This is a genomic window from Bradyrhizobium sp. SZCCHNR1015, assembly GCF_032489875.1.
Lineage (GTDB): Bacteria > Pseudomonadota > Alphaproteobacteria > Rhizobiales > Xanthobacteraceae > Bradyrhizobium.
This window is the reverse complement of sequence record NZ_JAUEYW010000004.1, coordinates 73,536-96,450: the sequence shown is the minus strand read 5'-3', so window position 1 is coordinate 96,450 and position 22,915 is coordinate 73,536. Positions and strand designations below refer to the sequence as shown.

26 protein-coding genes are annotated in these 22,915 nt (G+C 64.5%); 21 read left to right on the top strand and 5 right to left on the bottom strand.

Annotation, left to right across the window (positions count from 1 at the left end; genetic code table 11):
• Nucleotides 1-87: 87 nt before the first annotated feature.
• Nucleotides 88-870, bottom strand: coding sequence for a 2-ketocyclohexanecarboxyl-CoA hydrolase (gene badI, locus QX128_RS08930; RefSeq protein ID WP_316237271.1), 783 nt, complete (start codon nt 868-870; stop codon nt 88-90).
• Nucleotides 871-894: 24 nt separating this feature from the next.
• Nucleotides 895-1,662, bottom strand: coding sequence for a 2-hydroxycyclohexanecarboxyl-CoA dehydrogenase (gene badH / locus QX128_RS08925; protein ID WP_315783243.1), 768 nt, complete (start codon nt 1,660-1,662; stop codon nt 895-897).
• 128 nt (nt 1,663-1,790) lie between these two features.
• Here badH and QX128_RS08920 point away from each other — a divergent pair, with 128 nt between their 5' ends.
• Nucleotides 1,791-2,303 carry a MarR family transcriptional regulator gene (locus tag QX128_RS08920; RefSeq protein WP_316237270.1) on the top strand — a complete coding sequence of 171 codons (513 nt, stop codon included), beginning with the start codon at nt 1,791-1,793 and terminating at the stop codon, nt 2,301-2,303.
• A gap of 171 nt (nt 2,304-2,474) precedes the next feature.
• On the opposite strand, the gene QX128_RS08915 is transcribed toward QX128_RS08920, so the two are convergent.
• The 3 genes from QX128_RS08915 to QX128_RS08905 all read right to left on the bottom strand — a co-directional run bounded on the left by QX128_RS08915 (nt 2,475) and on the right by QX128_RS08905 (nt 4,026).
• On the bottom strand, nt 2,475-3,137 hold the full coding sequence (locus QX128_RS08915; protein ID WP_316237269.1) for an SOS response-associated peptidase: 663 nt from the start codon (nt 3,135-3,137) through the stop codon (nt 2,475-2,477).
• Nucleotides 3,137-3,601 (bottom strand): hypothetical protein, encoded by a 465-nt coding sequence (locus QX128_RS08910; protein ID WP_316237268.1) that lies wholly within the window; start codon nt 3,599-3,601, stop codon nt 3,137-3,139. The genes QX128_RS08915 and QX128_RS08910 overlap by 1 nt, the downstream gene beginning before the upstream one ends.
• Nucleotides 3,602-3,768: 167 nt before the next feature.
• Complete coding sequence (locus QX128_RS08905; RefSeq protein WP_315783251.1) at nt 3,769-4,026, bottom strand: helix-turn-helix transcriptional regulator; 258 nt, start codon at nt 4,024-4,026, stop codon at nt 3,769-3,771.
• Between the two features lie 174 nt (nt 4,027-4,200).
• On the opposite strand from QX128_RS08905, the gene QX128_RS08900 reads away from it, so the two are divergent.
• From QX128_RS08900 to trbL, 20 genes are all read left to right on the top strand, one after another.
• Nucleotides 4,201-4,479 (top strand): DNA -binding domain-containing protein, encoded by a 279-nt coding sequence (locus QX128_RS08900; protein WP_316237267.1) that lies wholly within the window; start codon nt 4,201-4,203, stop codon nt 4,477-4,479.
• Between the two features lie 167 nt (nt 4,480-4,646).
• Nucleotides 4,647-4,835, top strand: a complete 189-nt coding sequence (locus tag QX128_RS33230; protein WP_410053140.1) for a transcriptional regulator domain-containing protein — start codon at nt 4,647-4,649, stop codon at nt 4,833-4,835.
• Between the two features lie 49 nt (nt 4,836-4,884).
• On the top strand, nt 4,885-5,415 hold the full coding sequence (locus tag QX128_RS08895) for a DUF2285 domain-containing protein (protein WP_316237266.1): 531 nt from the start codon (nt 4,885-4,887) through the stop codon (nt 5,413-5,415).
• A gap of 139 nt (nt 5,416-5,554) precedes the next feature.
• Nucleotides 5,555-5,857 (top strand): helix-turn-helix domain-containing protein, encoded by a 303-nt coding sequence (locus tag QX128_RS08890; protein WP_316237265.1) that lies wholly within the window; start codon nt 5,555-5,557, stop codon nt 5,855-5,857.
• 2 nt (nt 5,858-5,859) lie between these two features.
• Nucleotides 5,860-6,741, top strand: a complete 882-nt coding sequence (locus tag QX128_RS08885; protein ID WP_316237264.1) for a replication initiator protein A — start codon at nt 5,860-5,862, stop codon at nt 6,739-6,741.
• 313 nt (nt 6,742-7,054) lie between these two features.
• Nucleotides 7,055-7,519, top strand: a complete 465-nt coding sequence (locus QX128_RS08880; protein ID WP_316237263.1) for a DUF2840 domain-containing protein — start codon at nt 7,055-7,057, stop codon at nt 7,517-7,519.
• On the top strand, nt 7,516-8,031 hold the full coding sequence (locus QX128_RS08875) for a S26 family signal peptidase (RefSeq protein ID WP_316237262.1): 516 nt from the start codon (nt 7,516-7,518) through the stop codon (nt 8,029-8,031). Before QX128_RS08880 ends, QX128_RS08875 begins: the two co-directional genes overlap by 4 nt.
• Nucleotides 8,032-8,270: 239 nt before the next feature.
• Entirely contained in the window at nt 8,271-8,861 is a 591-nt protein-coding gene (locus QX128_RS33225; RefSeq protein ID WP_410053139.1) for a lytic transglycosylase domain-containing protein, read from the top strand.
• Nucleotides 8,862-9,107: 246 nt separating this feature from the next.
• Nucleotides 9,108-10,859, top strand: a complete 1,752-nt coding sequence (locus QX128_RS08865; RefSeq protein ID WP_316237261.1) for a relaxase/mobilization nuclease domain-containing protein — start codon at nt 9,108-9,110, stop codon at nt 10,857-10,859.
• 176 nt (nt 10,860-11,035) lie between these two features.
• A complete protein-coding gene (locus QX128_RS08860) occupies nt 11,036-11,953 on the top strand; it encodes an alpha/beta hydrolase (protein ID WP_316237260.1) in 918 nt (305 codons plus the stop codon).
• 85 nt (nt 11,954-12,038) lie between these two features.
• Nucleotides 12,039-13,850, top strand: coding sequence for an MFS transporter (locus QX128_RS08855; RefSeq protein ID WP_316237259.1), 1,812 nt, complete (start codon nt 12,039-12,041; stop codon nt 13,848-13,850).
• A 157-nt stretch (nt 13,851-14,007) separates the two neighbouring features.
• Complete coding sequence (locus tag QX128_RS08850) at nt 14,008-16,011, top strand: conjugal transfer protein TraG (RefSeq protein WP_316237258.1); 2,004 nt, start codon at nt 14,008-14,010, stop codon at nt 16,009-16,011.
• A gap of 12 nt (nt 16,012-16,023) precedes the next feature.
• Complete coding sequence (locus QX128_RS08845) at nt 16,024-16,464, top strand: CopG family transcriptional regulator (protein WP_316237376.1); 441 nt, start codon at nt 16,024-16,026, stop codon at nt 16,462-16,464.
• A 140-nt stretch (nt 16,465-16,604) separates the two neighbouring features.
• Nucleotides 16,605-17,585, top strand: coding sequence for a P-type conjugative transfer ATPase TrbB (gene trbB / locus QX128_RS08840; RefSeq protein ID WP_316237257.1), 981 nt, complete (start codon nt 16,605-16,607; stop codon nt 17,583-17,585).
• Nucleotides 17,582-17,911, top strand: a complete 330-nt coding sequence (locus QX128_RS08835) for a TrbC/VirB2 family protein (RefSeq protein WP_316237256.1) — start codon at nt 17,582-17,584, stop codon at nt 17,909-17,911. The genes trbB and QX128_RS08835 overlap by 4 nt, the downstream gene beginning before the upstream one ends.
• Nucleotides 17,911-18,192 (top strand): VirB3 family type IV secretion system protein, encoded by a 282-nt coding sequence (locus QX128_RS08830; RefSeq protein WP_316237255.1) that lies wholly within the window; start codon nt 17,911-17,913, stop codon nt 18,190-18,192. Before QX128_RS08835 ends, QX128_RS08830 begins: the two co-directional genes overlap by 1 nt.
• Nucleotides 18,193-18,202: 10 nt before the next feature.
• Nucleotides 18,203-20,647, top strand: a complete 2,445-nt coding sequence (gene trbE, locus QX128_RS08825) for a conjugal transfer protein TrbE (protein WP_316237254.1) — start codon at nt 18,203-18,205, stop codon at nt 20,645-20,647.
• A complete protein-coding gene (gene trbJ / locus QX128_RS08820; protein ID WP_316237253.1) occupies nt 20,644-21,381 on the top strand; it encodes a P-type conjugative transfer protein TrbJ in 738 nt (245 codons plus the stop codon). The genes trbE and trbJ overlap by 4 nt, the downstream gene beginning before the upstream one ends.
• Nucleotides 21,381-21,695: a putative entry exclusion protein TrbK-alt gene (gene trbK-alt, locus QX128_RS33220; protein ID WP_410053138.1), complete on the top strand. Its 315-nt coding sequence runs from the start codon at nt 21,381-21,383 to the stop codon at nt 21,693-21,695. Before trbJ ends, trbK-alt begins: the two co-directional genes overlap by 1 nt.
• A complete protein-coding gene (gene trbL, locus QX128_RS08815) occupies nt 21,692-22,915 on the top strand; it encodes a P-type conjugative transfer protein TrbL (RefSeq protein ID WP_316237252.1) in 1,224 nt (407 codons plus the stop codon). Before trbK-alt ends, trbL begins: the two co-directional genes overlap by 4 nt.

The following is a 22,915-nucleotide window of genomic DNA, read 5'->3' as shown; positions in this document are numbered from 1 at the left end:
TTTTTGTCGTTCACTTGGCCCGACCCCGGAGAATTCTCCGGGGTGGCAGATGACATGGCATCGCCACCGGCGATGCCGCACATGCCGCTATTTCACGAACTTCCGGAATTCCGGCTTCCGCTTTTCGGTGAGGGCCTTCACGCCTTCGCGGGACTCTTCGGTGTCGTAGTAGAGCTTCAGCGCATACATCCCCATGCCGGCGATGCCGGCCTGGTGGGCGGTGTCCATGTTGAAGGAGCGCTTGGCGATGGCGATAGCGGTCGGGCTGCGTTCACAGAGCTCCTCGCCCCAGGCCTGCACCGTGCGGTCCAGCTCGTCGTGCGGCACGCAGAGGTTTGCGAGGCCCATCGCCTCGGCTTCCTTGCCGGAATAGCGCCGGCACATGTACCAGATCTCTCGCGCCTTCTTCTCGCCGACGACGCGGGCGAGGAAGGCGGTGCCGTAGCCGGGATCGACCGAGCCCATTTTCGGACCGACCTGGCCGAAGACGGCCTTTTCAGAGCAGATGGTCATGTCGCAGATCGTCGCCAGCACGTTGCCGCCACCGATCGCAAAGCCCTGAACGCGGGCGATGACGGGCTTGGGAACGTCACGAATGGCCGTATGCAACTCCTCCATCGGCAGGCCGATGGTGCCGCGTCCATCGTAGTTGCCGTCATGCGCCGATTGGTCTCCGCCGGTGCAGAAGGCACGGTCGCCGGCGCCGGCGAGCACGATACAGCCGACATCCTTGTCGTAGCCCGCCTTGTACAGGGCCTTGATCAGCTCGTCGCAGGTCGTGCCGCGGAAGGCGTTCATCTTGTCGGGCCGGTTGATGATGATCCAGGCGACGCCGTTGCGGACCTCGTAGATCAGATCCTGAAAATGCATGGTGTTCCTCCCGTCTTTTCCTGTTCAACCGTTCATGGTCAGTCCGCCGGACACGCTCAGCACCTGTCCGGTCACGAATGCCGCATCATCGCTGGCGAAGAACAGAATGGCGCCGGGAAGATCATCCGGCTGGCCGATGCGGCCGAGCGGGATCGAGCGCGTGAAGGCCTCGACCAGCTTCTCCGGGTTGCCTGCGCCCTGCTTGTAGTCGGCGAACAGAGCCGTATCCGTCGGTCCCGGACAGACCACGTTCACCGTGATGTTGTGGCGGGAGTGCTCGCGCGCGATCGTCTTGGAAAACGCGACGAGTCCGCCCTTGCACGCGGCATAGACCGCTTCGCCCGACGAGCCGACGCGCGCAGCGTCAGATGCAATGTTCACGATCCGGCCGGACCGGCGGGCCGCCATGCCGGGCAAGACGGCATGGTGCATGTGCAGAGCGCCGGTCAGATTGATCGCGATCAGCCGCTCCCAGTCCTTCGGCTCGGTCTTGGTGAACGGCTTGAAGATATCCCAGCCCGCATTGTTGACGAGGACATCGATCGGGCCGAGCTTTGCCTCGGCGGCAGCGAGCGCGGCATCGACGCTCGCGCGGTCGGTGATGTCACAGCGAAAGGCCTCGGCCGTTTGCCCGGCAGCGCGTATGCCGGCCGCGACCGCTTCGGCAGCTTCCGGGTTGAGATCGAAGACAGCGACCTTCGCACCTTCGGCCGCGAACCGGCGGCATGTCGCGCCCCCGATTCCACCGCCGCCGCCGGTCACGATGACCGTCCTGCCGTTGAAACGTGCCATCCTCACATCCTCCCGTATTGAAATTGCCGGAGTCGCCTTTTTAAGCGATCTTCGCTTGAGCAGCGACTAATTATGCAACATATTGTCGTATCTATCATGCACCTAGGACGGGTGCAAGTGGAGCGTTCATGGAAAATCCCTCAGTATCGACCGAAATCACTCAAGAGACCAAGATCCAGCTGGCTAACCGATTGTTTTTCCGGCTCTATCAATGCGCTAATATGTTGCATAAAACGGGGTCGCGGGCCGTGCAGGAGGAGGGGCTGACGACCCAGCAATGGGCCGTGCTGGGCGCGCTGTCCCGCCCCAAGGCACAGAACGGGATGAGCATCGGCGACCTTGCCGAATACCTCATGGTCAGCCGGCAGAACCTCGCCGGACTTGTCGGCCGCATGGAGCGCGACGGACACGTGACGATTGCTCAGGACGAGCGCGACCGCAGATCACGGCTCGTCATGATGACGGAGACCGGCCGCCACGTCTGGCAGACATTGGCGCTCCCGAAAATCCATACCTATTACGATCACGTGCTGGCGGATTTCTCGGTCAACGACACGGTGCACGCTCTGCATTATCTGCTGAAAATCCTCGAGAACATGAAGAAGCTCGATGAGGGCAACAATCCATCCGAAGACGAATAGACGTGAGCGCGATAAGAATAGAACCGCTTCACCGGAGTTGAATGCAGAGAAAATCGATAGACCTCGCCGTAGGCTCGGAAGCGCTCTGAGCTGAGTCGCTACCAGTCATTCGGCTGGCTCGTTGCCCTCAACAAGCTCATACGCGCTGGCGTCTGGCAAAAGCTGGACGGATCAACTGGGGGAATTGTCTTCCTTGGCAGAGCCGCGTGCGACAATCTGCAGAGCTTGATCGGCCAATGGGCGCTGCAGCGCCTTGGCCTCGTCCCACGGCGCCCGCAACCAGACGTCGCGCTCTTCATCCGTCGTCAGGATCACCGGCATCGCCTTGGGGTGGATCGGAGCCACGACCGCGTTGGGTTCTGTCGTAAGAAAACCGTACACCAGATGAGGGCCGGGGATCGGCTTGGACTTTGTTCCGCGGTCGCCTTTGAACTCGGTCCAGATACCGGCGAAGCTGGTCAAGGGGCGATCATCGGACAGCGCAAACCAGACCACACCCTTCTTCTTCGTCTCGGGGTTCGGCTCAGGCGCATATTCGGCGAAGCTGTTGAAGGGCACCAGGCATCGGTGCTCTGGCTTCAGCCAGCCGCGCCAGTGGGGCGATGAGGTGTTTCGGATGTTGGTCACAGGTGGGCCGCCAGTCCGCGGATGCGGCGGCATCCCCCAGCGCATCATCACCATCTCGCGGTCTTCGCCGTTGCCGCGAAGGACGGGCGCCGGGTAGTCCGGGAACACACTCGGCATTGAGGCAAGATTACCTTCGTAGCGGCGGACGATCCGAAACAGCGCCGCGATTGCGGCTTGGTTCGTCGTGATCGAATAGAGGTTGCACATCAGTTGCGGGCCCAGGGATGACTGCTATTTGCTGCCCGCATATGGCTCTCACGGATATGCGCAACTATCGTCGTTAGGTCGATCATTGCCCCGCAGAAGCAGCGCGAGCGGCCCGATGGGGTCTGCGTCGGCAGGCGGCACCGCGCGTCCCACATTGCATATTTCCAGGCCGTGAAGGCGTGATGCTCGCGCCATTCATCAAAGTCTCGTGGTGACCGGTTGGACAGGAAGACGCGCCATGCAGCCTCGAACGCCTCACGCGCCTCGTCATAGCTCCGAGCGATGCCGACCGTCTGCTCGCCCGGATGGCTGCCCGGATAGAAGCCGCAGAACCATTGCCAAGCGGGCGAGCCGGCGGGACCTTCCGTCCGCTTGGCAATCGTGCCGGCCTGGACATCCCCGAAATAGATGCGCCAGGTCTCATTCGGTGATTGTGGATCGCGGCGGCGGATGAGGGTTGTCATGCTCCAATTGATTCCAGCGCCGCGGCGGAAAGGAAAGCCGCTAAGTTTGGGGCGCAACGGCTCATGTCCCCAAGCGCTTGGCTGAACGGGCCTTTCGGAACTCGGGCAGGACCCCCAGGCGCCTGCCGCGCAAGGCCCGACTGCCAAACTTTGAGCATGCTTTGGCATTACCGGTTCTTGATACGTCGCCCCTTTTTGTTGAGATCCACTGCCGGCGGCGTCGGCTTCAACAGGTCTGCCGGCTCGACGCCGAGGCCAGCCGCGAGGGCGGCGAGCACGTCGATCGAAACGGCATTGCGGCTTCTCTCGACCAAGCTGATATAGGTCCGATCGATGTCAGCGCGGTGGGCGAGCTCCTCCTGCGAAATGCCTTTGGTTCGGCGCAGGCGCTTCAAGTTGGCGGCCAGGACGTCTCGGATGTTCATCTCCAAGACAGCACAGGCTTGTCGAGTATTTCACCACGGAGTATTTTCTACAATTCGGCACCAAGCGATTGATTGCATTGACTAATGGTGCCAAGTCCCCACCGGGTGTAGAGCTGCTCCTTCTGCTGTCGGCCAAGAACAAAAGTTGTGTTTGCCTTTGTAGGTCTCTGACCGATGTCCTTTCCGCCGCTCGATCCCGATGTCGCCGACGTGGCCCCGTCCGATCCCGTCCTGACCCGCTATGACGAGGAGCACCTCGTCACTTATCTCCGCCTTCTCGATGCGGAGAAAGCCGGCGCTGATTGGGAAGAGGTCGCGCAGATTGTGCTGCACATTGATCCGGTCCGCGAACCCGACCGCGCGCGCCGCGCGTTCGACAGTCATCTTGCGCGCGCAAAGTGGCTGTCGGAGGAAGGCTACAAGGGCTTCCTACGTAGTCCCCCAGAGACTTGAAGTTGTGCAACCAGGACGGAACTCGATCGGCTCAAGCAATCGTGTAGTTGGCTACGAGGATAGTCCGCATCCATGTACCTGCACGAGTCGAGAATCTATTCAACAATCTTAAATGGCGCCATCATTGGCCTATTGCGTTGCAGTCCTAACCTGACGAGGACAGCACAATGTCGGAATTCGATTGGCGCGCGCCCAAGGCCTACGCGAACATTCATCGCGCGGACCGCCCAGGCTTTGCTTGGGAGAGTGTTCGCCGATCACCGAACTACTGTGCGCAGTTCTCGGCGATACCTCATCCTGAGCGCAGTGCGCCTGCCGGCTTCCGAAAGCACTGGGGGTTGATATTTCGCAGCTGATCCCGCGCTGTCCTTCGATGCCCAGCCCGTGTTCTGGGCGCCTGAGGAGTTGTCGACCGTTTTGGCGCTTGTCGAAATCGGCAAGCGTATGCCGGTCGTTGCGCCGACCGTAAAGCTGCCGTCGTTCGCGCCGGACCAGCTGCGCCGTGCGAGAGACGGATGGCATGTCGTCGTGCAAATCGGCACGAGCCAACACCGCGTCTGGCTGCGGAGGAAGCCGTTGAGCACGGTGTCCTACGCGGTGCTGCTGCCTTACGATCGCGACTTCAAGATGCGCAACGAGGCTGCCGACCGTCTCTGGCGTGCCCTGCGTGCGCAGCCGCTTGGACCCGCCTCCGACGGCTTGACCGAGCAGCGCCGCACGCGCCTGGTGCTGATCTTGCGCGCGCTCGACGGCTGGCAGCAAGGGACTAATCATCGAACGATTGCAGAAGTGCTGTTCGGCGCAGCACGCATTCCAGCGCGCACTTGGAAAACGAGCGAGGTGCGCAGCCTCACCCGACGTTTGGTTGAGGACGGCCTGTCCTTGATCCGCGGAGGATATCGACAATTCCTGCGGCCGCCGCGCAAGGACGACTAGCTTCCCGCATTCGAAGGGAGGTGGCCGGAAACGGCCTCCTCGATCTTCGGCCTCCCCCTTCGCGGTCCTACGCCTCCATCATGGCCGTCGACACGCAACGTCGCTCGATCGTTGCGCGAGGCTCTCCTGGAGGTGCAAAATGCCCGATCCCACAGCCGGCCTGCCGCCGCGCTTTCTCCGAACGCCCGAAGCTGCGCGCTATCTCGGCCTGTCCGGCCGCACGCTCGAAAAGCACCGGACCTACGGCACCGGTCCGACCTATCGCAAGATCGGCGGTCGCGTCGTCTACGCACTCGAAGACCTCAAGGCTTGGGCCGACCGCGGCACCAAGACGTCGACCGCTGATCCGGGGCAGGGCACCGTGCTGCCCGCTAAGAGGCATTCAGGCCTTGTGCGATACGCCGGCTACGAACCGCCTGCGCAGCGCTCGAGGAGGGCTTAGCAATGCGCGGCAGCTGGCGCGCCGAGCGCGAGCAGCTCGAGCTGTTTCGTGCGCTGCCGGGCGATCTTGCGCCTCGCGACGCGCAGGATCTGATGGCCTATCCGTTCTTCTCGCTTGCCAAGAGCAGGCGCGTCGTCCCGATCGACTTTCGCGCAGGCACGATCACGATCCGCGTCGAGGCGGTCCCGGAGCACGGGATGGCGACGATCTGGGATGCGGACGTCCTGATCTGGGCGGCGTCGCAGATCGTCGAAGCGCGCGACGCGGGTCTGAAGACCTCGCGTCTGATGGCGGCGACGCCGCACGAGATCCTGACCTTCGTCGGACGCGGGACTGGCGCGCGCGATTACGATCGTCTCAAGGCGGGGCTCGACCGCCTTCAGGCGACGACCGTGCTGACGTCGATCCGTCAGCTTGCGGAACGACGGCGGCACCGCTTCTCCTGGATCAACGAATGGCGGGAGACGGCCGATGCCCATGGCAAGCCCTCCGGGCTGCAGCTGATCCTGCCAGACTGGTTCTATTCGGGCGTTCTCGACAACGCGCTGGTGCTCACGATCGACCGCGCATATTTTGATCTGAGGGGTGGACTCGAGCGCTGGCTTTATCGGCTGGTTCGCAAGCATGGCGGGCGCCAACACGGCGGCTGGAGCTTCGACGTCGCACATCTGCACGCCAAGTCGGGCAGCCTGTCACCGCTGAAGCATTTTGCCTACGACCTGCGCGACATCGTCCGCCGTCAGACGCTGCCCGGCTACCGGCTCGCCATCGAGCCCGGATTGCGAGACCGGGAGCGGCTCTCCTTTGCGCCCGTTCCCGAAGACCCCTTCGCCGCGCGTCTGCGCAAGCGCGGCATCGTCACTGCCTCTGGGGAAAGCCTGTGAATCAGCTCGTGCTATCGGGGACCAAAACCCTCGTGCTATCGGGGACCGGATCCTCGTGCTATCGGGGACCGAAATCGGCAAAAACAAAAGTCAGTTCAATTGCTTGGGCGGCCCTTAACTTTACTAACAAGGAATCCTTCGGATTCCTTCTAACGGACAGCGCGTTTTGCACGCCTGGTGATGACCAGGGCGCGCAGCCTTGGCGCGGCATCCTTGAGCTTGATCGGGTTCTGAACCCTGGGCGAGGCTGCGTGGTCTCGCCGGCCGTTCAGGACTGCGCCGATCGGAACATCTGCGCTCGCCGGGGGGCAGCATGAGCGATCTCACACAGGTGAAGTTGCTCTGGCTCGAGAAGCGGATCGAGAACTGGATTCGCTTCGGCCATGCGGTCGAAGAGACCATCATTGACAAGCGCCGGCGCATTCTGTCCTTCGCGCCTGGCAGCATCTTCGCGTTCGTGCGGTGGGCATCCAACGATTTCGGGACGGTTGTCTCGCGCATTGACATTGTCCGGGCCGTCGCGCCGGGGCAGGGATATACGAGCGTTCCGTTTGTGCGCCCGGGCGGCGAGATCCTCCTGCGACTCGCCGGTTGGCCCAGGGTCGAAGCTGTGCTGCAGCGGATCGATCGCATCGAGGCTCTCGGCATCGACCCCGCGGAGGCCGCCCCGGATTATTGGCAGCACGTTCACAACCGCCTGTCCGCTCACGACGTGCCGCGCGACTACACGCGCGGACGGCATCAGGCGTGGCTGCACCGGCGGAGGTTTGCGCGATGACGACAGTCGCTGTGCTTCGTCTTGCGTCAATCGCGGTGGCTGCCATCGCCGTGTCGGCCGTGCCGCAGTCGTTGACCGTCCGCTTGGTCTGGAACCTCTCTGCAAGCGTCCCGACGGGTCTGTATCGTCTGCATCCAAGCGGCGATCGCTCCATCGGCGAACTCGTCGCGGTGCATCCGCCGCAGCCGCTCGCCGATTTCCTGGCGAGCCGAGGCTACCTGCCGCGCGGCGTACCGATGATGAAGCATGTCGCGGCTCTGCCCGGACAGGTCGTCTGCAGGCACGGGCTGGCGATCCTCATCGACGCGGTCGAGGTGGGGCAGGCGCAAGAGCGTGACAGCAGAGGTCGGCCGCTGCCGGTGTGGCAGGGCTGCCGAACGCTCAGGGAAGATGAAACCTTTCTGATGAACACGCGATCGGCCATCTCACTTGATGGGCGATATTTCGGCGTGCTGCCGATGTCCGCCATCGTCGGTCACGCCGAGCCGCTGTTGGTGAGCGGGGAGGAGTGACGATGCACGACGGTCGCCGGCCCTTCGATGCTCGTTCAATCGCTCAGACCTCCGCTGGCTCGCTCGTCGCGGCCACGTCTCGAGTCATCGCTACGCACGTCCGGAGGCACGGGCAGAGCGTTATCATCGCTGCAGTCCTCGCATGGTCGATTGTCGCCGGCGCGACAGCACAGGCCTCCCCGTCGTCCTCCCGTCTGCACGTCGTGAGCACGTCCTCTGTTGAGACATTTGCAGGTTCTGTGAGCGAAGCTGCGCATCGGTTCGATATTCCCGAACACTGGATCTACGCCGTCATGCGCATCGAAAGCGGCGGTGATCGGTGGGCGCGCTCGTCGAAAGGCGCCATCGGCCTGATGCAGATCATGCCGGAGACCTGGCGCGATCTGCGCGCCCGCTACGGCCTTGGGGCCGATCCCTTCGATCCTCACGACAACGTTCTGGCGGGCGCAGCCTATCTTCGCGAGCTGCACGACCGGTATGGATCGCCTGGGTTCCTCGCAGCCTACAATGCGGGTCCAGGGCGGTATGAACGTCATCTGGCAACGGGCCGGCCGCTGCCGGACGAAACCCGAGCTTACGTCGCGAAGCTTTCGTCCGCCGAGGCCGGTGTGCAAGCCCGACGTCCGGTCGATGCCGTCCGAGCGGCAGCTTTCTCGCTTGCGGACTTGTTCGTCCCGCGTGGTTCGCAACGTATGGCTAGCGATCAGAGTGTAACCGGCAAGCGCTCGAACGGATCATTGCGTGTCGCTCGCCGCGGCGATCTTTCGTCTCTCCTGCCGCAGCCGCATTCGTTGTTTGCTCGGCACGCCCGTGGAAATCTCTGGCGATGAGCGAATGCACCCATCTTCGCGGCCTGTCGTAGATCATCGCATGTTGGAGAGGAATCAGGTGAAGCCCGGAAAGCTCGACCACGGATTGCGAGATAAAAGCGCCGACGGCCGTCGGGCGCATGTGGTTGGTTGGATTCGTGTTTCAGACGAGATCCAGATCAGGCCGGCTGGCGGTTCATGGCGAAAGCGTCGGCAAATCAACCAAGCGGGCGCCGTCGGCCAAGTCGGCCTCTCGCCGAGATCGCCATGAGCCGGGACGAGAGCGACTTCCGCGTTCGTCCCGGTCGGATCAGGAACGGTGGCCGTGGCCCGGCCAAGCCGAAGAGTTTTGTCGGCCAAGTCATGCGCGCAGCCCGGAAGGCTGGCCATACCGGCAAGGGCTTTGGCCGGGAGGAACGTAGGGCGGGGGCGCGGTTCGGGCGAGGCCGGTCTGCTGCGCTGGCATTGTCGCTGCGCTCGCCGACGCGCCGGGTTGTGATCAAGGCGCGCGTGGTCCGGCATCGCGGGACAAAGTTCCGGTCGGCGCCGCTAGCCAAACACATCAGCTATCTCAAACGCGACGGCGTCACGCGCGATGGCGCCGATGCCGCGATGTTCGATGCGCGATCGGACCAGGCCGATGAGCGGGCGTTTGCTGCTGGCGTCGAAGGCGACCCGCATTATTTTCGTTTCATTGTCTCGCCGGAGGATGCTGCTGAGATGCAGGATCTGCAGGGCTTCACCCGCGAGCTGCTGCGCGATGCCGAGCGCGATCTCGGGACGCGGCTGGAATGGATCGCGGTCGACCATTGGAACACCGACAATCCGCACGTCCATGTTCTCGTGCGCGGCCGGAGCGATGATGGCCAGGATCTCGTCATCAGCCGCGACTATATCAGCAGGGGCTTTCGCGAGCGGGCAGCGGAGCGCGTTGCGCTTGAGCTCGGCCCGCGCAGCGAGCACGAGATCAAGTCGGCCCTGGAGCGCGAGGTCGATGCAGAGCGCTGGACCGGGCTCGATCGCACGCTTCGCGCTGTGGCCGACGAAGGAGCTGGCGTGGCCGATCTTCGCCCAGCGGCCCGCGGGGAAGATCCAGAGCTGCGAAGGCTGATGGCGGGCAGGGCGGCCCGGCTGGAACGTCTTGGTCTGGCCGAGCAGATCGCGCCGGGGCGTTGGACGCTGAAGCCGGGTCTCGAGGAGACGTTGCGCGATCTTGCGCTCCGCGGCGATATCATCAAAACGATGCATCGGGCCATCGCCGGCTTCGGCCGGGAGCCCGACGTCAAAGGCTTTGCGCTGCATGGTCATCAGCCGGCCGATCCCGTGCTCGGCGGCCTCGTGGCGCGTGGTCTCCACGACGAGCTCAAGGGCTCGGCCTATGCCATCGTCGACGGCGTCGATGGCCGAACCCATCATCTCAGATTCAGCGATCTCGAGCTGACCGGCGATGCTCGGCTGGGCGCAATCGTCGAGGCGCGGGTCTACGACGATGCCCAGGGGCGTAAGCGGCTATCGCTCGCGACACGATCGGATCTCGCCCTCGACGCCCAGGTGAGCGCGGATGGTGCGACATGGCTCGATCGGCAATTGCTGGCGCGCGAGCCTGTTGCTGCTGCCGGCGGCTTCGGAGCCGACGTCCGGGCCGCCATGGAACGCCGGATCGATCATCTGGCCGCTGAGGGGCTCGCTCGCCGGCAAGGGCAGCAGGTCGTGTTCGCGCGCGATCTGCTCACCACCCTGCGACATCGCGAGCTGAATGCGGCCGCGTCCAGGCTTTCGGCCGAGACGGCGCTGGCCTACCGGCCGATCGGCGAAGGCGATTCTATCGCGGGCATCTACCGTCAGCGCGTGACCTTGGCGTCCGGTCGCTTCGCCATGATCGACGACGGGCTCGGCTTTCAGCTCGTGCTTTGGCGTCCAGCACTTGAACAGCAGCTCGGGCGCGAGGTGCGCGGGATCGCCATCAGCGGAGGGGCAGTGAGCTGGAGCTTTGGACGAAAGCTCGGTCTCGGCCTCTGATCGCCCCTGAGATATCGAAATGGCATGGGGCTGACCACCAGGGAGGCTTAGACACCCCGGTTATTCCGCGAAATTCTGCGCAAGACTACGATGAGCATCGTTGAGGCATTGCCTCGCGTGTATCCCGTCGGTTCCTTCGTCCCACGAGCGCGGATATGCAACGGGGGACGATCGCGATGCCGTATGTCGATGCTGGCGGGGTCAAGCTCTATGTCGAGGAAACCGGCCAGGGCCGTCCGATCATCTTCGCTCACGAGTTCGGCTCCGACTTGCGAAGCTGGGATCCGCAGATCCGTCACTTCGCGAAAAGCCACCGCTGCATCGTCTATAACGCAAGGGGCTACCCGCCCAGCGATGTTCCCGAGGATGCCGCGCTGTACGGCTGGGAGCATGCCGTCGGCGATATCGATGCGGTGATGCGCGGACTTGGGCTCGACCGGGCTCATCTGGTCGGGGCCAGCATGGGCGCCTATGCCGCCCTGCAGTTCGGACTACGATACCCAGGACGGGCCAGCGCCATCGTTGCCGCAGCCGCGGGATCCGGCTGTTGTCCGTCGCAGCGCGAGCAATGGCTGAAGCAGACATCGACGCTGGCGCGGTCGTTCATCGATCGCGGCCTGGACGTGACGGCGGACAGGATCGCGCACAGTCCGACGCGCATTCAGCTCAAGCACAAGAATCCGACGGCTTGGCGGGCGTTCGCGGACCGGCTTGGGCGGTTGTCCGTACAGGGACTATCGACGACGATGGTGCGCTATCAGATGTCGCGTCCGTCGCTGTACGACTCCAGGGACAGCTTGGCGACATTGGCGATCCCGGTGTTGCTCGCTGTCGGTGACGAGGACAGGCCCTGTCTCGACACCAACCTGATGCTGAAGGCGGACCTGCCCGACGCCGGCCTTTGGATCTGTCCGAACACGGGCCACACCATCAATCTGGAAGAGCCGGCCGCCTTCAACGCGCAAGTCGAAGGGTTCTTCGATGCCGTCGAGCGCGGCTCCTGGCGTCGTGGCTACTCCCTATCGGTAGAGCGCTCCCGAGGTCCCGACGTCAAGCACGCCGGTCCCTCAGTCCCTGTGGCGCAGCGCCGATAGCGCAGAGCCGTCGATCGGCTCGCGGGCAGCGTGCGGACGTAGCTGCCCATCCTTTGATTTCGTTTAGTTGTGCAGGCGTGACGCTATGAAATCCAGGATCGGCGTTTATCTCTCCCAGGACGTAGCGGCACGCTTGGCAGTCGCTGTCGCGGTTCAGCGCCCGGGCCAGTCGAGGTCCGCGCTCGTGGAAGCCGCTCTTGATCGCTATCTGGGCCCCGACGAAGAAGACGAAGAGTCTGTACGCGATTGTATCGGCCTCATGAACCGGCAGCTGGAGCAGCTGGCGGCTGATGTCAGGCTCGTCAGCGAGGCTGTCGCGCTCCAGGCGCGTTTTCAGTTTGCCATGGCTCCACGCCTGCCGGCTGCTGCCTTGCACGAAGCCTGCCAGCGCGGGGCCGAACGCTTCGACGAGTTCGCGGCGCAGGTCTCCGCCCGCGTTCATCAGGGGCGCTCTTTGGTCCGGGAGACGCTGGACCGGCTTAGCGCGGCGGTCCAGAGCGCGCCGGAAGAGTCTCCCGAGGAGACCGCGCGCTCGCAAACCAGGGCGGGATCGGCTGCCGCTGATCACTATGTCACGCGTTCGGTAGACGATTTGCAGGCTCATGCGATGCCGCGCCAGGCGGGCGCAGGCCAAATGTCCACGTGGCAGCTGACGCTCAGGGTGTTTCTGCCATTCGTGGGTGCCTACTATCTGTCGTTTCTGTTCCGGACCATCAATGCGACGATAGCAGGCTCGCTCGCCGCCGAGTTCGGCCTCGGCGCCGGCAATCTCGGTCTGTTGACGTCGGTCTACTTCCTGACCTTCGCGGCTGCCCAGATCCCGATTGGCATTCTCCTGGATCGACACGGGCCACGGCTCGTTCAGAGTGCGGTGCTGTTGGCCGCGGCCGCTGGCGCGGCGCTGTTTGCGGTCTCGGATCACTTCCTGCTCCTGCTTGCCGGCCGCGCCCTGATCGGCCTCGGCGTTGCTGCCGCGATGACCTCCGGCCTGAAGGCACTGCTGCTCTGGTTTCCGGGCGAGCGGGTGCCATTGCTCAACGGCCTGATGATCATGATGGCGGCCTCGGGAGCCGTCACCGCCACGCTGCCGGCGGACTGGCTGGTCGCCTCGGTCGGCTGGCGCGGATTGTTCAATCTTCTCGCGCTCGGATCGCTTGGCTGCTCGCTGCTGATCTTTCTGATCGTGCCCAAGGTCGTGCCGGCATCGCCATCTGCTTCAGGTGCGGCCAAGATCGGCCTCAAGACTATCTACGCAGATCCGCGCTTCTGGCGATTGGCGCCGCTTTCGGCCACCTGCATAGGGACGGCCTGGTCGCTCCAGGGGCTTTGGGCTGCATCGTGGTTCAACGATGTCGACAGCCTCGGCCGGCCGGCCTTGCTGCAGAACCTCTTGATGATGGCGATTGCCTTGAGCCTTGGCGCGCTCGTGCTTGGCGTCGTCGCCGATCGATTGCGTCGGCGGGGCATCGGGCCTGGTCAGTTGCTGTCGTCCGTTGCGATCCTGTTCATCGCCGCGCAATCGGCGCTGATCGTGCGCCTGCCGCTGCCATCGTGCATCTCCTGGGTGTTCATAGCGTCCGTCGGTGCAGCGACCGTACTAAGCTACGCCGTCTTGGCCGAGTACTTTCCGAAAGAGGTCGCTGGACGGGCGAATGCGGCGCTCAACGTGTTCCACATCGGAGGTGCGTTCGCCTTGCAATGCTTGACAGGACTCGTGGTCCAGCTCTGGCCGGCGGTCGGCGGTCACTATCCAGCAATAGCGTACCAAGCAGCTTTCGGCGTGAACGTCGCTCTCCAGATCGCGGCTGCGATCTGGTTCACGTTTCCGTCCCGGGCAAGCGCTGAGAGCTGGGAGGAGTACCAACAATTCGTTGAGCGGGATCTGCGGCGTGCTTGACAGCGTTGGCATAAGCCTTCTGTATGAGCTGTTGCCAACGGCCGGTCTGCTGCAGTCTTGGCCTGCCGAGCGTCGAGTCATGCGTCGAACGAGGCGGCCGTTCGCCGACCGTTCGGGGCCGCCTTCGCCCGGCGTTCTGGGCGTCTGACCTGCCCTGATGCCTGGCACGAGAATCCTCTGGGGGCAGATCACAGCGGTCGTCGCGATCGTGCTCGTCACGATGTGGGCCGCGACGCAGTGGGCGGCGTGGCGGCTGGGGTATCAACCGCAGCTCGGGCAGCCCTGGTTCCAACTGACGACGGAAATGCCTGTCTACCTCCCGCCCGCATTCTTCTGGTGGTGGTTTGCCTTTGACGCCTATGCGCCGGAGGTGTTCGCCGAGGGAGGACTGATTGCGGCGTTCGGCGGCGTAGCTTCGATCGCGGTTGCGTTCGGCATGTCGGTGTGGCGGGCGCGTGAGCCCGCCGATGTCTTCACTTATGGGTCTGCGCGATGGGCGACGCTGAATGAGATCTCTGCGGCCGGGCTACTGGGGCCGGACGGCGTGGTGTTGGGACGGTACGCGGATCGGTACCTTCGTCATGACGGTCCGGAGCATGTGCTGTGCTTCGCGCCGACCCGCTCGGGCAAGGGCGTTGGCCTGGTGGTGCCGACCCTGCTGACGTGGTCGGGCAGCTGCATCGTGCACGACATCAAGGGCGAGAACTGGCAGCTGACGGCGGGTTTTCGCGCGCGGCATGGCCGGGTGTTGCTGTTCGATCCGACCAATGCGCGATCGGCGGCTTACAATCCGCTGCTCGAGGTCAGGCGAGGGGAGTGGGAGGTCCGCGACGTCCAGAATGTCGCTGACGTCCTGGTCGATCCCGAAGGCTCGCTGGAGCGGCGCAATCATTGGGAGAAGACGAGCCACGCGTTGCTTGTCGGCGCCATCCTCCACGTGCTCTACGCGGAGCCGGACAAAACGCTGGCGGGGGTCGCCAACTTCTTGTCGGATCCCAAGCGGCCGATTGACGTCACCTTGCGCGCGATGATGACGACGGCTCATCTGGGCGACGCCGGGCCGCATCCTGTGATCGCATCCGCCGCCCGCGAGCTCCTGAACAAGAGCGAGAACGAGCGCTCTAGCGTGCTCTCGACCGCGATGTCGTTTCTCGGTTTGTATCGCGATCCTGTCGTAGCGCAGGTGACGCGCCGCTGCGACTGGCGGATCCGTGATCTCGTCGCAGACGAGCTGCCGACCACGCTCTATCTCGTGGTGCCGCCCTCGGACATCAGCAGGACCAAGCCGCTGGTCCGGCTCATTCTGAACCAGATCGGCCGCCGCCTGACCGAGGATCTGCAGGCAGGCGAGCGGCGCTACCGGCTGCTTCTGATGCTCGACGAATTCCCGGCACTCGGGCGGCTCGATTTCTTCGAGTCCGCGCTCGCCTTCATGGCCGGCTACGGTCTGAAGAGTTTTCTGATCGCGCAGTCGCTCAATCAGATCGAGAAGGCCTATGGCGCCAATAACGCCATCCTCGATAACTGTCATGTCCGGGTGTCGTTTGCGACCAATGACGAGCGTACCGCCAAGCGGGTGTCGGACGCGCTGGGCACCGCGACCGAGATGCGGGCGATGAAGAACTATGCTGGCCATCGACTGAGCCCCTGGCTGGGACATCTCATGGTCTCACGCCAGGAGACGGCGCGTCCTTTGCTCACGCCGGGAGAGGTGATGCAGCTGCGGGCTGAAGATGAGCTGGTGCTGGTCTCTGGCGTTCCGCCAATCCGCGGCAAGAAGGCCCGGTATTTCGCAGATCCGCGGCTGGTCGATCGGGTGTTGGCTCCTCCCAATCCGGTTTTGACGGACCAAGACGGCGACGCAGCAGCAGATGATTGGAGCAGGCTGTCGCCGATCGCTCGGACGATCGCAGCAAAGGAGCAGGGGAGGCCGCCTGCGCTGAGTGCGGCCGGTGACGCCGCGAATGCCGGGATCCGGAGGGAGCCCGAGCTGGCGGAGCATGAGGAGATTGTGCCGGAGCCAGCGCGGCCTGCGCAGGAGTTCAACTTTGAAGACCGAGACGTGGATGATGAGACGGTGCGCAACAGCGTGCTCCGTGACCAGCTTCGTGGTTTGCCTCGACAGGCGGCGCTCGACCCGGACGATGGCCTTGGCCTGTAGAGGATGCTCGTGATGCGCACCAAGCACACCTTTCGGCTGCCTCCAGACCTCGCAGGCCAGCTCGCTGATTACGCCAGCCGCAAGCGCGTGCCGCAGGCGCTCGTCGTCGAGACCGCGCTGACGTCCTATCTGTCGCCCGACAATGCCGAGCGGATGGAGGCAGCGCTAGGGCGGCGTCTCGACCGACTGACCCGGCAGGTGGAGCGGCTCGAGCGTCACGTGACGATCGCCAACGAAGCGCTCGCGCTGTTCGTGCGGTTCTGGCTGACCGTGACCCCGCCGCTGCCGGATACGGCTCAAACCGCCGCGCAGGCCAAAGGCCGCGAGCGCTATGAGGGTTTCGTCGAAGCTCTTGGACGGCGGCTGGCCAAAGGGCAGACACTGGCCGCGGAGATCGCTCAGGATGTCGCGGCCAAAGACGCGCAATCAGACGAGTCCAGTCGCTCGTCCTGACCCAATCTCGCCATTCGTTTCTCTTTCTACGCCAGAGCGCGATGCCCGCCATGAGCACATTGCGGAGCCCTGCCGGTTGCCGCTTCTGATCATCGCTGTGAGCGACGCGCGAGGCGCCGTCGCCGATCACGGGGGTGATCATGGCGGTTCATTCATGGCGGACGGAGGCGAGCTCGCGCGGCGCGCGCATGTTGCGCACGGCGCTGGGGCCTGCCATCGCAGGCTGGCTCGATGATCCCGCCGTCGTCGAGGTGATGCTCAACCCGGATGGTCGGCTCTGGGTCGATCGTCTCGCTTCGGGTCTGACTGCAACGGGTGAGAGGCTCTCGCCCGCCGACGGCGAGCGCATCGTGCGTCTGGTCGCGCATCATGTCGGCAGCGAGGTTCATGCCGGTGCGCCGCGTGTCTCGGCCGAGTTGCCGGAGACCGGCGAGCGTTTCGAAGGTCTGCTGCCGCCGGTCGTGATCGCACCGGTGTTTGCCATTCGCAAGCCTGCGGTCGCCGTGTTCACGCTCGCGGATTACGTCGCAGCCGCGATCATTACGGACGAGCAGGCCAACCTGTTGCGAACGGAAGTGGCCGCGCGCAGCAACATCCTGGTCGCAGGGGGCACCTCGACCGGCAAGACCACGCTGACGAATGCGCTGCTGGCGGAAGTTGCAAGAACGGCCGATCGGGTGGTGCTGATCGAGGATACGCGCGAGCTGCAATGCGCAGCGCCCAATCTCGTGTCGCTTCGGACCAAGGACCGTGTTGCCAGCCTGACGGACCTCGTGCGGTCCGCGTTGCGGCTGCGGCCCGATCGCATCCCGATCGGCGAAGTCAGGGGCCCCGAGGCGCTGGATCTCCTCAAGGCCTGGGGCAGCGGTCATCCCGGGGGCATCGGCACCATCCATGCGGGCTCCGCGATCGGCGCGCTCAGGCGCCTGGAGCAACTGATCCAGGAAGCCGTGGTCACGGTACCGCGTGCTCTGATCGCCGAGACCATTCAAGTGATCGCCGTGCTCGCCGGCCGCGGAGCCGACCGGCGCCTGGTCGAGCTCGCCCGCGTCGATGGGCTGAATGCCCGCGGCGACTATCAGCTCACCCAGCTCGCACCCTCGTCAGGAGAACAGCCATGAAGCAGCTCTCTGGTCTTTCGGCTTTTTGGACGGTCGCGTCTTCGGCTGTGACGTTCGCCAGCTTTGCGATCAGCCCGGTCTGGGCCGCGGGCTCCAACATGCCGTGGGAGCAGCCGCTCAATCAGATCCTGCTGTCGGTCCAGGGACCGGTCGCAAAGATTCTGGCGGTGATCATCATCATAAGCACGGGCCTGACGCTCGCCTTCGGCGACACGTCGGGAGGATTCCGCCGGCTGATCCAGATCGTCTTCGGGCTCTCGATCGCCTTTGCGGCATCGAGCTTCTTCCTCGCATTCTTCTCGTTTGGCGGCGGGGCAGTGATCTGATGGAGCCTCCGCTCCATGCCGATCATCCGTTTCCCGGCTTTGCGATTGCCGTGCGCCGCTCGCTGACCGAGCCGATCCTGCTCGGCGGTGCGCCGCGCGCCATCGCTATTCTCAACGGCACGCTCGCTGCGGCGCTTGGCTTGGGGCTGCGGCTCTGGATCGCGGGCCTTCTGCTCTGGGCGATCGGGCATGGCGTTGCGGTTTGGGCCGCCAAACGCGATCCGGATTTCGTCGAGGTCGTGCGCCGGCACCTGCGCATTCCCGGTCATCTCAATGTGTGAGGAGCAAGCCATGATGAACTTGCGCGAATATCGCAACAGCAATGCGCGCCTGTCCGATTTTCTGCCTTGGGCCGCTCTGGTCGATCATGGCATCGTCCTCAACAAGGATGGCTCGCTGCAGCGGAGCGCGCGCTTTCGGGGGCCGGATCTGGACTCGGCGGTGCCGGCCGAGCTCGTGGCTGTGGCCGGTCGGCTCAATAATGCCCTGCGCAGGCTCGGCTCTGGATGGGCCGTCTTCGTCGAGGCGTTCAGGTATCCGTCTCAGCTCTATCCCGTGAGCCAATTCCCTGATCCCGCCTCTGCACTGGTGGAGGTCGAGCGCCGGGCACAGTTCCAGGCGCAGGGCGCACATTTCGAGTCGAACTATTTCCTGACCTTCGTCTATCTGCCGCCGTCCGAAGATGCCTCGCGCGCCGAGCGCTGGCTGTATGAGGGACGCGCGCAAGGTGAGGGCAGTGATGCCCACGAGATCCTGCGTGGTTTTGTCGACCGCACGGATCGCGTCCTGCAGCTGCTCGACGGCTTTATGCCGGAGTGTCGCTGGCTTGATGACGAGGAGACGCTGACCTACCTGCACGCGACCATCTCGACCAGGCTGCAGCGTGTCCGCGTCCCCGAAATCCCGGTTCATCTCGATGCGCTGCTAGCCGATCAACCGCTGACAGGAGGCCTCGAGCCGCGGCTGGGCGACGCACACCTGCGGGTGCTGACGATCGTCGGTTTCCCGACCGCCACGACGCCCGGCATCCTCGATCAGCTCAACGCGCTGGCGTTTCCCTATCGCTGGTCGACCCGGGCCATCATGCTCGACAAGACCGACGCGACCAGGCTGCTGACCAGGATCCGGCGGCAGTGGTTCGCCAAGCGCAAGTCGATTGCCGCGCTCCTCAAGGAAGTCGTGACCAACGAGGCTGCCGCACTGGTCGACAGCGATGCCCACAACAAGGCTCTCGACGCCGATGCAGCGCTGCAGGATCTCGGCTCGGACCTGATCGGGGAGGCCTTGGTCACCGCGACCATCACGGTCTGGGACGAGGATCCGCGCATTGCCGATGAGCGATTGCGGCTCGCCGAGAAGGTGATCCAGGGCCGCGACTTCACCTGCATGGTCGAGACGGTCAATGCGGTCGAGGCTTGGCTCGGGTCGCTGCCTGGCCACGTCTACGCCAATGTGCGGCAGCCGCCGGTCTCGACCCTGAACATTGCCCATATGATCCCGCTGTCGGCGGTCTGGGCGGGCCCGCAGCGCGATCAGCATCTCGGTGCGCCGCCGCTGTTCGTCGCTCGCACCGAGGGCTCGACGCCGTTCAGGTTCTCGCTGCATGTTGGAGACGTGGGGCATACGCTCGTGGTGGGTCCGACCGGGGCGGGTAAATCGGTGCTCCTGGCTTTGATGGCGATGCAGTTCCGCCGCTATCCCGGCTCCCAGGTGTTCAACTTCGATTTCGGCGGCTCGATCCGCGCGGCCGCGCTCGCCATGGGCGGCGACTGGCATGATCTCGGCGGAGTCTTGTCGGACGAGGCATCGGAGACGGTCGCGCTGCAGCCGCTTGGGGCCATCGACGACGTGACAGAGCGCGGTTGGGCGGCCGACTGGATCGGGGCGATGCTCTCGCGCGAGCAGATCAGCATCACCCCTGAGGTGAGAGATCACCTGTGGTCGGCGCTCACCTCGCTGGCCTCGGCGCCGGTGTCTGAGCGGACACTGACGGGACTGTCGATCCTGCTGCAGTCCAATGCGTTGAAGCGGGCGCTACAACCCTTCTGCCTCGGTGGCGGCCCTTACGGCCGGCTGCTCGATGCCGATGCCGAGCGGCTCGGCGAAGCGTCCGTGCAGGCGTTCGAGACCGAAGGTCTGGTCGGTACGGCGGCAGCGCCTGCCGTGCTCGCCTATCTTTTTCACCGCATCGAAGGCCAGCTCGACGGGCGGCCGACGCTTCTGATCGTCGACGAAGGCTGGCTCGCGCTCGACGACGACGGCTTTGCCGGCCAGCTGCGGGAGTGGCTGAAGACGCTGCGCAAGAAGAACGCGTCCGTTGTCTTCGCCACGCAGTCGCTGTCCGACATCGATGGATCGAAGATTGCACCCGCCATCATCGAGAGCTGCCCGACCCGGTTGTTGCTGCCGAATGAGCGCGCGCTCGAGCCGCAGATCACAGCCATCTATCGACAGTTCGGGCTCAACGACCGCCAGATCGAGATCCTCGCCCGTGCCACGCCGAAGCGGGACTATTATTGCCAGTCGCGGCGCGGCAACCGGCTGTTCGAGCTCGGTCTCGGCGAGGTCGCTCTGGCGCTGATCGCGGCGGCCTCCAAGACCGACCAGGCCGACATGACGCGCGTGCTTGCCGAGCATGGACAGGATGGCTTCCTTGCCGGCTGGCTCTCCCATCGCGGCGTCGCCTGGGCGATCGACCTCATCCCCCATCTGAAAAGCCGGGAGGCCCTCGCATGACGGATCCTCGTCGTCTCGCCCGTAGAGCGGCGGCAGCCGTCGCCATCTGGGCGGCGTCGGTTTCCATATCGTCGGCGCAGCTGGTCGTGTTCGACCCAAACAATTACGCCCAGAATGTCCTGACCGCCGCGCGCGAGCTGCAGCAGATCAACAATCAGATCATCTCTCTGCAGAACCAGGCGCAGATGCTGATCAACCAGGCGAAGAACCTTGCGAGTCTCCCGTATTCGTCGCTGGCGCAGCTGCAGCAGTCGATCCAGCGTACTCAGCAGCTGCTCAAGGAGGCCCAGCGCCTCGCCTATGATGTGCAGCAGATCGACAAGGCGTTCGCGACCACCTATGCGCCGGTGACCAGCAGCCAATCGAGTCAGGCGCTGATGAACAATGCGCAGGCGCGCTGGCAGACCTCCGTGGCCGCGCTGCAGGATGCGCTGAAGGTCCAAGCGGGCGTCGTCGGCAATCTCGACACGGTCAAGACCCAGTCGTCAGCGCTGATTGCAGCGAGCCAAGGTGCGAGCGGGGCTCTGCAGGTCACCCAGGCCGGCAACCAGATCCTGGCGCTGCAGGCTCAGCAATTGGCCGATCTCACCGCGAGCGTGGCCGCGCAGGGCCGGGCCGTGATGTTGGACGCCGCGCAGCGCGCCGCGGCCCAGGATCAGGGCCGCGAGCAGCTCAAGCGCTTCCTGACGCCAGGTCAAGGCTACCAGCCCTCCAACATACAGATGTTCCATTGATGCAGAGAAGTCCTGTCAAATGGCCACGGCTTGTCGCCGTGGCAGCTGCCACGCTCGCTGTTCTCTCCGCCTGCACGATCCCGCTGCGCAGTGGGCAGGATGTGGAGACGCGGCAGCCGGCGCCAAAGTCCAATGCGCTCGATGAGACGCTTACGCGCTGCCGCATTGTGCGTCCAGAGCAGGCTGACGCCTTCGCGGGATGCCGTCGTTTGTGGTCGGAAGGCCGCCGCCGCTTCTTCGGCCGTGTCTTGTCGGCCACGCCAAGCAGTGGCTCGCCTTCGCCGGCGCCTGAACCTGTAGAGCGGATGCGATGACCGGGACAGGAATCATCGATCAGTTTCTGGAGACGTTCACCCGCACTATCGACTCCGGCTTCGGTCTCGTCAGCGGCGATGTCGGCACGCTGGCGACGACGCTGGCTGCGATCGATCTCACCCTCGCTGCCTTGTTCTGGGTCTGGGGCCGCGAGGACGATGTCATCGCACGCCTTGTGAAGAAAACCTTGTTCGTCGGAGTCTTCGCCTATCTGATCGGCAACTGGAACAGCCTCGCCCGGATCGTCTTCGAGAGCTTTGCAGGCCTCGGTCTGAAGGCCTCAGGCTCTGCGCTATCGGTCGCCGACTTTCTGCGTCCAGGAAAGATCGCGCAGGTCGGCCTCGATGCCGGACGACCGATGCTGCAGGCCACCGCCAATCTGTTGGGGTATGTCAGCTTCTTCGAGAATTTCGTCCAAATCGCGGTTTTGCTGTTCGCCTGGATCGTGGTGCTGCTCGCCTTCTTCATCCTGGCAATTCAGCTCTTCGTCACCCTGATCGAGTTCAAGCTGACGACGCTTGCAGGATTTGTGCTGATCCCGTTCGGTCTGTTCGGCAAGACGGCCTTTGCCGCAGAGCGCGTGCTCGGCAATGTCATGTCCTCCGGCATCAAAGTCCTGGTGCTCGCCGTGATCGTCGGCATCGGCTCGACCCAGTTCTCGCAGCTGATCTCGGCCGGCAACGGTGATCCGCCGACCATCGAAAGCGCAATGACGCTCGTGCTCGGCGCACTGGCGTTGCTCGGCCTCGGCATTTTCGGTCCTGGCATCGCCAACGGACTCGTCTCCGGCGGACCGCAGCTCGGCGCCGCATCGGCGGCAGGCTCTGGGCTCGCGGCAGGCGGACTCGCTGTTGCCGGCGCGGGGCTCATTGCGGGCGGTGCCGGTCTTGCCAGTGCGGCGGCGACCGGCGCGGGTCGAGGCGCGTCGGCGCTGAGCGGCGGAGTTGTCCGAGCGCTGCGCAGCGGCGGAGAGCAATCTCCGTCGGAGGCGTCCGTAGCCAGTCCATTGCGACAGGCAGCCGCCGCCAACGCAGGCGGCCCTTCGTCTGCGGGCTCGGCGGATGGCGGAGGGTCCCGATCGGGCTCGCCGCGATGGGCCGAACAGCTGAAGGCAGGGCGGACCATCGGTCAGGGCACCTCAGCGGCGACGCAGGCCGTGCGCGGCGCCGGACAAGGCGGGCAGGGCAGCTCCGTCGATCTCTCGGAGGACAAACCATGA

Excerpts from the sequence above, each read along its gene's own strand:
- badI (WP_316237271.1), bottom strand. The coding sequence starts at position 870 with ATGCATTTTCAGGATCTGATCTACGAGGTCCGCAACGGCGTCGCCTGG.
- badH (WP_315783243.1), bottom strand. The coding sequence starts at position 1,662 with ATGGCACGTTTCAACGGCAGGACGGTCATCGTGACCGGCGGCGGCGGT.
- QX128_RS08920 (WP_316237270.1), top strand. The coding sequence starts at position 1,791 with ATGGAAAATCCCTCAGTATCGACCGAAATCACTCAAGAGACCAAGATC.
- QX128_RS08915 (WP_316237269.1), bottom strand. The coding sequence starts at position 3,137 with ATGTGCAACCTCTATTCGATCACGACGAACCAAGCCGCAATCGCGGCG.
- QX128_RS08910 (WP_316237268.1), bottom strand. The coding sequence starts at position 3,601 with ATGACAACCCTCATCCGCCGCCGCGATCCACAATCACCGAATGAGACC.
- QX128_RS08905 (WP_315783251.1), bottom strand. The coding sequence starts at position 4,026 with ATGAACATCCGAGACGTCCTGGCCGCCAACTTGAAGCGCCTGCGCCGA.
- QX128_RS08900 (WP_316237267.1), top strand. The coding sequence starts at position 4,201 with ATGTCCTTTCCGCCGCTCGATCCCGATGTCGCCGACGTGGCCCCGTCC.
- QX128_RS33230 (WP_410053140.1), top strand. The coding sequence starts at position 4,647 with ATGTCGGAATTCGATTGGCGCGCGCCCAAGGCCTACGCGAACATTCAT.
- QX128_RS08890 (WP_316237265.1), top strand. The coding sequence starts at position 5,555 with ATGCCCGATCCCACAGCCGGCCTGCCGCCGCGCTTTCTCCGAACGCCC.
- QX128_RS08885 (WP_316237264.1), top strand. The coding sequence starts at position 5,860 with ATGCGCGGCAGCTGGCGCGCCGAGCGCGAGCAGCTCGAGCTGTTTCGT.
- QX128_RS08880 (WP_316237263.1), top strand. The coding sequence starts at position 7,055 with ATGAGCGATCTCACACAGGTGAAGTTGCTCTGGCTCGAGAAGCGGATC.
- QX128_RS08875 (WP_316237262.1), top strand. The coding sequence starts at position 7,516 with ATGACGACAGTCGCTGTGCTTCGTCTTGCGTCAATCGCGGTGGCTGCC.
- QX128_RS08865 (WP_316237261.1), top strand. The coding sequence starts at position 9,108 with ATGAGCCGGGACGAGAGCGACTTCCGCGTTCGTCCCGGTCGGATCAGG.
- QX128_RS08860 (WP_316237260.1), top strand. The coding sequence starts at position 11,036 with ATGCCGTATGTCGATGCTGGCGGGGTCAAGCTCTATGTCGAGGAAACC.
- QX128_RS08855 (WP_316237259.1), top strand. The coding sequence starts at position 12,039 with ATGAAATCCAGGATCGGCGTTTATCTCTCCCAGGACGTAGCGGCACGC.
- QX128_RS08850 (WP_316237258.1), top strand. The coding sequence starts at position 14,008 with ATGCCTGGCACGAGAATCCTCTGGGGGCAGATCACAGCGGTCGTCGCG.
- QX128_RS08845 (WP_316237376.1), top strand. The coding sequence starts at position 16,024 with ATGCGCACCAAGCACACCTTTCGGCTGCCTCCAGACCTCGCAGGCCAG.
- trbB (WP_316237257.1), top strand. The coding sequence starts at position 16,605 with ATGGCGGTTCATTCATGGCGGACGGAGGCGAGCTCGCGCGGCGCGCGC.
- QX128_RS08835 (WP_316237256.1), top strand. The coding sequence starts at position 17,582 with ATGAAGCAGCTCTCTGGTCTTTCGGCTTTTTGGACGGTCGCGTCTTCG.
- QX128_RS08830 (WP_316237255.1), top strand. The coding sequence starts at position 17,911 with ATGGAGCCTCCGCTCCATGCCGATCATCCGTTTCCCGGCTTTGCGATT.
- trbE (WP_316237254.1), top strand. The coding sequence starts at position 18,203 with ATGATGAACTTGCGCGAATATCGCAACAGCAATGCGCGCCTGTCCGAT.
- trbJ (WP_316237253.1), top strand. The coding sequence starts at position 20,644 with ATGACGGATCCTCGTCGTCTCGCCCGTAGAGCGGCGGCAGCCGTCGCC.
- trbK-alt (WP_410053138.1), top strand. The coding sequence starts at position 21,381 with ATGCAGAGAAGTCCTGTCAAATGGCCACGGCTTGTCGCCGTGGCAGCT.
- trbL (WP_316237252.1), top strand. The coding sequence starts at position 21,692 with ATGACCGGGACAGGAATCATCGATCAGTTTCTGGAGACGTTCACCCGC.